The sequence below is a fragment of the Streptomyces sp. NPDC055078 genome (genome assembly GCF_053607985.1).
Window position 1 is genome coordinate 1 of record NZ_JBSGUP010000509.1, and the last position, 5,992, is coordinate 5,992.

Below are 5,992 nucleotides of genomic sequence, written 5' to 3' on the forward strand. Positions count from 1 at the left end.
GCCGTGAGCGGTGAATGCTCACGGTCGCGGGGCCCTGCCCCACTCCACCGGACGGTTGCCCGCCGGACTGCTGCCCGCCGGACGGCTACTCGGTCTTGATGGCCGTCAGCATGTTCAGCCGCGCAGCGCTGCGCGCGGGCCACAGGGCGGCGAGCACGCCCACCACGGCGGCCAGCAGCAGGAAGAGCCCGATCCGGCTGAAGGGCAGGACGAGTGCGTACCCCGGGATGCTCTGCTTGAGCGTCTCACCGATCGCCCAGGCCAGGAACGAGCCGAGGGCGACACCGATCACCGCGCCGAAGACCGAGATCACCACCGCCTCCAGGCGGATCATGCGCTTGACCTTGGACCGGTCCAGGCCGATCGCCCGCAGCATGCCGATCTCCTGCTGGCGTTCGAAGACGGACATCGCCAGGGTGTTGACCACCCCGAGGACCGCGATGATCAGGGCCATCCCCAGCAGGCCGTACATGATGTTCAGCATGGTGTTGATCATTCCGCCGAACATATTGCGGATGTCCTGCTTGTCCATGATGTTCATGCCGGGGTTGTCCCCCAGCGCCGCGACCAGGGCCTCTTCATTGGCCTTGGACTCGCCGCCGTCCATCTTCACCCAGACGTCGCGGATCTCCGGCCGCTCCTGGTAGGGCGCGATGAAGGAGGTCGACACCACGATCGGCGAGGTGAACTCGTTCTCCTCGAAGGTCGCGCCGACCGTCAGCGTCTTCTTCACGGCTTTGCCGTCGTCGTCCTCGAAGGTCACCGGGATCGTGTCCCCGGTCCGCCACTTCTGCCGCTCCGCCGTCTTCTCGGCGATGGCGACCTGACCATCGGCCAGGGTGTTCAGGGACCCGGAGACCGTCTCCAGATTCAGGACCTTCTCGATCTGGCCCGGGGTGACGGCGGACACGGCGTGCCGTTCGCCGTCGACACGTACGTCGAACGCCTGCTGCGAGGAGAGCGCGCTGACGCCGGGCGCCTTCTCCAGCGCCGGGAGCACCGACTTGTCCAGGCTGTCGCCGCTGGCCATCGAGACCAGGTAGTCGGCGCGGACGTTGTCCGTGGTCATCTTGTCGATGGCCTGGCCGAGCGTCACACCGAGGACCGTGAGACCGGTGACCAGGGTGAGACCGATCGCCAGCGCGGACGCGGTGGCTCCGGTACGGCGGGGGTTGCGGACCGCGTTCTGCCCGGCCAGTTTGCCGGAGACGCCGAACCCCCGGTGCAGCAGCGGTCGCAGCAGCCCGATCACCGGGCGGGACAGCAGCGGGATCAGGACGATGATGCCGATCAGCGACAGGAACGCGCCCGCCCCGATCATCATCCGGCCCGTGCCCTCCCCGGCCGAGGCCCCGGCCAGGATCGCCGCCGCACCCGCCAGGGTGATGACGCCGCCGGAGATGTTCCGTACGAGCAGGGACTTGGTGGTCGCCGCCGCGTGCACGCTGCTCATCGCGGCCATCGGCGCGATCTTCGCGGCCCGGCGGGCGGGCAGCCAGGCGGCGAGCACGGTGATGAGGACACCGACGGCGAGCGCGGAGAGCACCGGGGTGGCCGAGACGACCAGCGGACCGTCCGGGATCATCACGCCGAAGGAGGACATCGCGGAGCGCAGCCCCATCGCGAGCCCCAGGCCGAGCACGAAGCCGAGGACGGAGGCGATCGCGCCGACCACCAGGGCCTCCATGATCACCGAGCGCTTGACCTGCCGGCGGGAGGCGCCGACGGCGCGCAGCAGCGCCAGTTCCCTGGTGCGCTGGGCGACCAGCATGGTGAAGGTGTTGGCGATCAGGAAGACACCGACGAACAGGGCGATGGCGGCGAAGGCCAGCAGCATGGTGTTCAGGTCGTTCAGGCCGGACTCGATGTCCTTGGCCTGCTTGTCGGCGAGATGGTCGCCGGTCTGTGTCCTGGCGCCGCTGGGCATCAGCGGCTCGATGTCCGCGAGGAGCTTCTCGTCGGATGCGCCGGACGCGGCGGTGACGTTGATCTCGTTGAAGAGACCGGGCTTCAGATAGAGCTTCTGGGCGACGTCGGTGGTGAACAGGACCAGACTGCCGCCCGCGTTCACTTCCCCGTCCTCGGTGGTGAAGACACCGGCCAGGGTGAGTTCCTTCACGGGGCCGTTGGTGGCGACCCGTACGGTGTCGCCGACCTTGTACTCGCCCTTGTCGGCGGTCTCCTTGTCGAGGGCCAGCTCGCCGTCCCGCGCCGGTCCTGTGCCTTCGGTGAAGGTGTACGAGGCGTCCTTGCCGTCCTTGCCGGGGGCGAAGTTGCCGCCCTTGGTGGACCAGCCCTTGCCGATCAGCTTGCCCTTCTGGTCGGCGACTCCGGCGAATCCGGAGACCCGGCCGGTGGCCTCGGCGACCCCGTCCACCTCATTGATCTTCGCCAGGGCGGAGGCGGGCAGTCCGCTGTCCCTCTCACCGACCCCGCTGTTGGTGGTCGGGCTGGAGACCACCACCGCGGTGTTGTCGAAGCTCTTCGCCGACTGCTTGCGGAAGGCGTTGCCGAGGGTGTCGGTGAAGACCAGGGTGCCGGAGACGAAGGCCACGCCGAGTACGACGGCGAGGACGGTCATCAGCAGCCTGGCTTTGTGTGCGAGCACATTGCGCAGGGCGGTTCGGAACATGTCAGTCAGTCCTGTGGTGGGAGCCGGGGTACGCGGAGCGGCCGGGAGTCGGCGGGTCCGTGCGAGCGGGGGCCGCGCCGGGCGAAGCCCTGCGGGCGAAGGCCGTGCGGGCGGAGCTGTGTGTACGGGGCGCGGGGGGCGGGTCCGCGGGGGGCGCGGCGCTGTGGGGGCGGGTCCCCGGAAGCGGTGGCGCGTGGGGCGGCGGGCGGGGAGGGAAGCGACGGCGGTGGCGGTGGCGGCGGTGGGCCGGGGGGCGGCTGGTCCGGCCTTGCGCGGTCAGCCGGTCAGCCGGTCAGCCGGTCAGCCGGTCGGGCCGGTCCAGCGCCCGGTGGTCAGCCGGTCCGGCGGTCCGGCGCCTGGCGGTCAACTGGTCCGGCCCTTGGCGTCGAATGCCTTCATCCGGTCGAGGACGCCGTCCGCTGAGGGGTGCAGCATCTCGTCGACGATCCGGCCGTCGGCGAGGAAGATCACGCGATCGGCGTAGGAGGCCGCGACCGGGTCATGGGTGACCATGACGACGGTCTGGCCCAGTTCGCGCACGGAGTTGCGGAGAAAACCGAGGACCTCGGCCCCGGAGCGCGAGTCCAGGTTCCCGGTCGGTTCGTCACCGAAGATGATCTCCGGCTGGGAGGCGAGGGCGCGGGCGACGGCGACGCGCTGCTGCTGCCCGCCGGAGAGCTGGGTGGGCCGGTGGCTGAGCCGGTCCCGCAGCCCCACCATGCTGACGACCGCCTCCAGCCACTGCTTGTCGGGCTTACGCCCTGCGATGTCCATCGGCAGCGTGATGTTCTCCAGCGCGGTCAGCGTCGGCAGCAGATTGAACGCCTGGAAGATGAAGCCGATCTTGTCGCGGCGGAGCTGGGTCAGCTGCTTGTCCTTGAGCGAGCCCAGTTCGGTCTCGCCGAGGCGTACCGAGCCCGAGCTGAAGGTGTCGAGCCCGGCGACGCAGTGCATCAGGGTCGACTTGCCGGAGCCGGAGGGCCCCATGATCGCGGTGTACTCGGCCTGCCGGAAGTCGACGCTGACCCGGTCCAGGGCGACCACCTGGGTCTCGCCCTGTCCGTACACCTTGGACAGATCCGTGGCGCGGGCGGCCACGGCGGTGGCGCGGTGTGCGATGGGCGTGGTGGTCACGAGGGGGCGCTCCTGTCACGGACGGATGTGCTGTGGACGATGTCCATCCTCGCCGCGTCCCGGGCGCGGAACGTCAGCCCCCGTGCCCGTTCCTGGGGCCCTCTTTGGTCGGACCGGGAAGGCCCGGCGTCCTCCTTTGGTATGACGGCGCCCCTGACGCCGTGCCCTGACGCCATGCGCCGTCCGCCGCCCGCCGCCGGGACCGCACAGGCCGGGCCTCCGGCTCCTGGTCCGGTCATGGAGAGGCCGCCCCGTGTCCGGGCCCCGGGTTTCCTCCGCCGGGTGCGGCCCGGTCGCCGGGCTACGCCCCGAACCGCCACTGTTCACGGACTGTTCGCGGACCCGTCACGGACCGTTCGAGCGCCGTTCGCGGACTGTTCCCCGACCGTTCCCGGGCGAGCGGCGGCGGGTTCCCGGTGAGCGCCCCCCGGAGGCCGCTCGGCGCGCTGCGCGAGCGCGCCCCCCACTGCGGCGAGTTTCCGTCAATCACTCGGCGGTGTGGTGGAGACCACCTGCCGGGACGGCGGCCCCGGCATGCCCCGTCACCTGGCCTGACGCACCCTCAACCGGCAATAAAATAAGACAACATCGGGCCATGAGCCCGTCCGGCGTATCGATCTCCCCGGATAGGCTCCTGTGCTTACGCGGAGCCACGCACCTGGCCCGGATGGTGGAATGCAGACACGGCGAGCTTAAACCTCGCTGGCCTTCGGGCCGTGCCGGTTCGAGTCCGGCTCCGGGCACTTCAAGCGGCTCGGAGTACCACCCAGGGTGGTTGAAACCTTGATCTCCAGCGTCACCCATGGTCACATCCCCGCACCCCGCCCCGTCCCTCCTTCCGGACCACCCTTCCTCGTGCGACCGCGCGTACCCGGCTCCTCCCGCGCCCGCGTCCGGGTGCGGGTCCGTGTGCGCGTCCGGGTGCGGTGCGCGCGGGGACCGGCGCCGGCCGTCCCCGGGGGCCGTTCCGGGCGGCTCCCGGGACGGGCTTCCGCCGGGGTGCTCCCGTCCCCCGACGCGCCGGGCAGGGCGGTGGCCGGGTCGGTGGGCGCGTCGGGCCGGGCGGGCGGCCCGGCGCGTCGGGGTGTGGCCGGTCGTACGGTGTGACCGGGTGTGATCAGGCATGACCGCGGAAGGGCGGCCGGGCCAGAAAGGCTGATTCCCGACCGTGGCGAGGGTCACGATCCGGAAAGATCCTCCCCGAGCACTAGGGTGCTTCCTTTGCTCCCGCATTACTCTTGACGCAAGGCCGCGCACGGTGGCCATGGAGGAGTGAGATGAGGAGCAGTAACCCGGTCTTCTCGCGACGGGGGTTCAGCCGCGACAACGGCTATGCGGGCTTCAACGCGCAGCCGCAGGCCGGGGGCCCCGCCGTAGGAACCAACCCCTACGCCCAGGGCACCGGCAACCCGTACGCGACCAACCCCTACGCACCGGTCGACCCCCAGGTCGGCGGAGTCGGCCCGCAGGCACCCGGTCAGCCGCGGGTGATGACGATCGACGATGTCGTCTCGCGTACCGCGATGACGCTCGGCACCGTCGTCCTCACCGCCGCGCTCTCCTGGTTCCTGCTGCCGGTCGACGAGGCCAACATCGGCAAGTCGTACGGCATCGCCATCGGCGCCGCCCTGGTCGCCATGGTCCTGGCGCTCGTCCAGGCGTTCAAGAGCAAGCCGGTCCCGGCGCTCATCCTGTCGTACGCGGCGTTCGAGGGTGTCTTCCTCGGCGTGATCTCCAGCGCGGTCAGCACCTACATCAGCCCCGGTGTGGTCGTGCAGGCGGTCATGGGCACCATGGCGGTCTTCGCCGGTGTCCTCATCGCGTACAAGATGCGCTGGATCCGGGTCAACCGCCGGTTCTACGGCTTTGTGATGGCAGCGGCCATGGGCTTCCTGCTGCTGATGGCGGTCAATCTGCTGTTCGCCGTCTTCGGCGGCGGCGACGGCCTCGGCTTCCGCAGCGGCGGCCTCGGCATTCTCTTCGGTGTGATCGGCATCATCCTGGGCGCGTGCTTCCTCGCCCTCGACTTCAAGCAGGTCGAGGACGGTCTGACGTACGGCGCTCCGCGCGAGGAGTCCTGGCTCGCGGCCTTCGGCCTCACCCTGACCCTGGTGTGGATCTACCTGGAGATGCTGCGTCTGGTGTCGATCCTGTCGGGCAACGACTGACGGCGGTGGCCGCCGTCTGACGGCAGTACGGCAGTACGGCAGTGACGAAGGGCCCGAC

Annotated in this window: 3 protein-coding genes and 1 tRNA gene; 2 read left to right on the plus strand and 2 right to left on the minus strand. The window is 70.2% G+C overall.

Features of this window, described 5'->3' with window-relative positions; genetic code table 11:
- Positions 1-85: 85 nt before the first annotated feature.
- Both ACWF94_RS30650 and ACWF94_RS30655 read right to left on the minus strand, forming a co-directional pair.
- Positions 86-2,632: an ABC transporter permease gene (locus ACWF94_RS30650; protein WP_453495727.1), complete on the minus strand. Its 2,547-nt coding sequence runs from the start codon at positions 2,630-2,632 to the stop codon at positions 86-88.
- A 363-nt stretch (positions 2,633-2,995) separates the two neighbouring features.
- Entirely contained in the window at positions 2,996-3,766 is a 771-nt protein-coding gene (locus ACWF94_RS30655; protein ID WP_453495730.1) for an ABC transporter ATP-binding protein, read from the minus strand.
- 661 nt (positions 3,767-4,427) lie between these two features.
- Here ACWF94_RS30655 and ACWF94_RS30660 point away from each other — a divergent pair.
- A tRNA-Leu gene (locus ACWF94_RS30660) sits at positions 4,428-4,509 on the plus strand.
- 534 nt (positions 4,510-5,043) lie between these two features.
- On the plus strand, positions 5,044-5,934 hold the full coding sequence (locus tag ACWF94_RS30665; protein WP_453495733.1) for a Bax inhibitor-1/YccA family protein: 891 nt from the start codon (positions 5,044-5,046) through the stop codon (positions 5,932-5,934).
- The last annotated feature ends 58 nt before the right edge of the window (positions 5,935-5,992 follow it).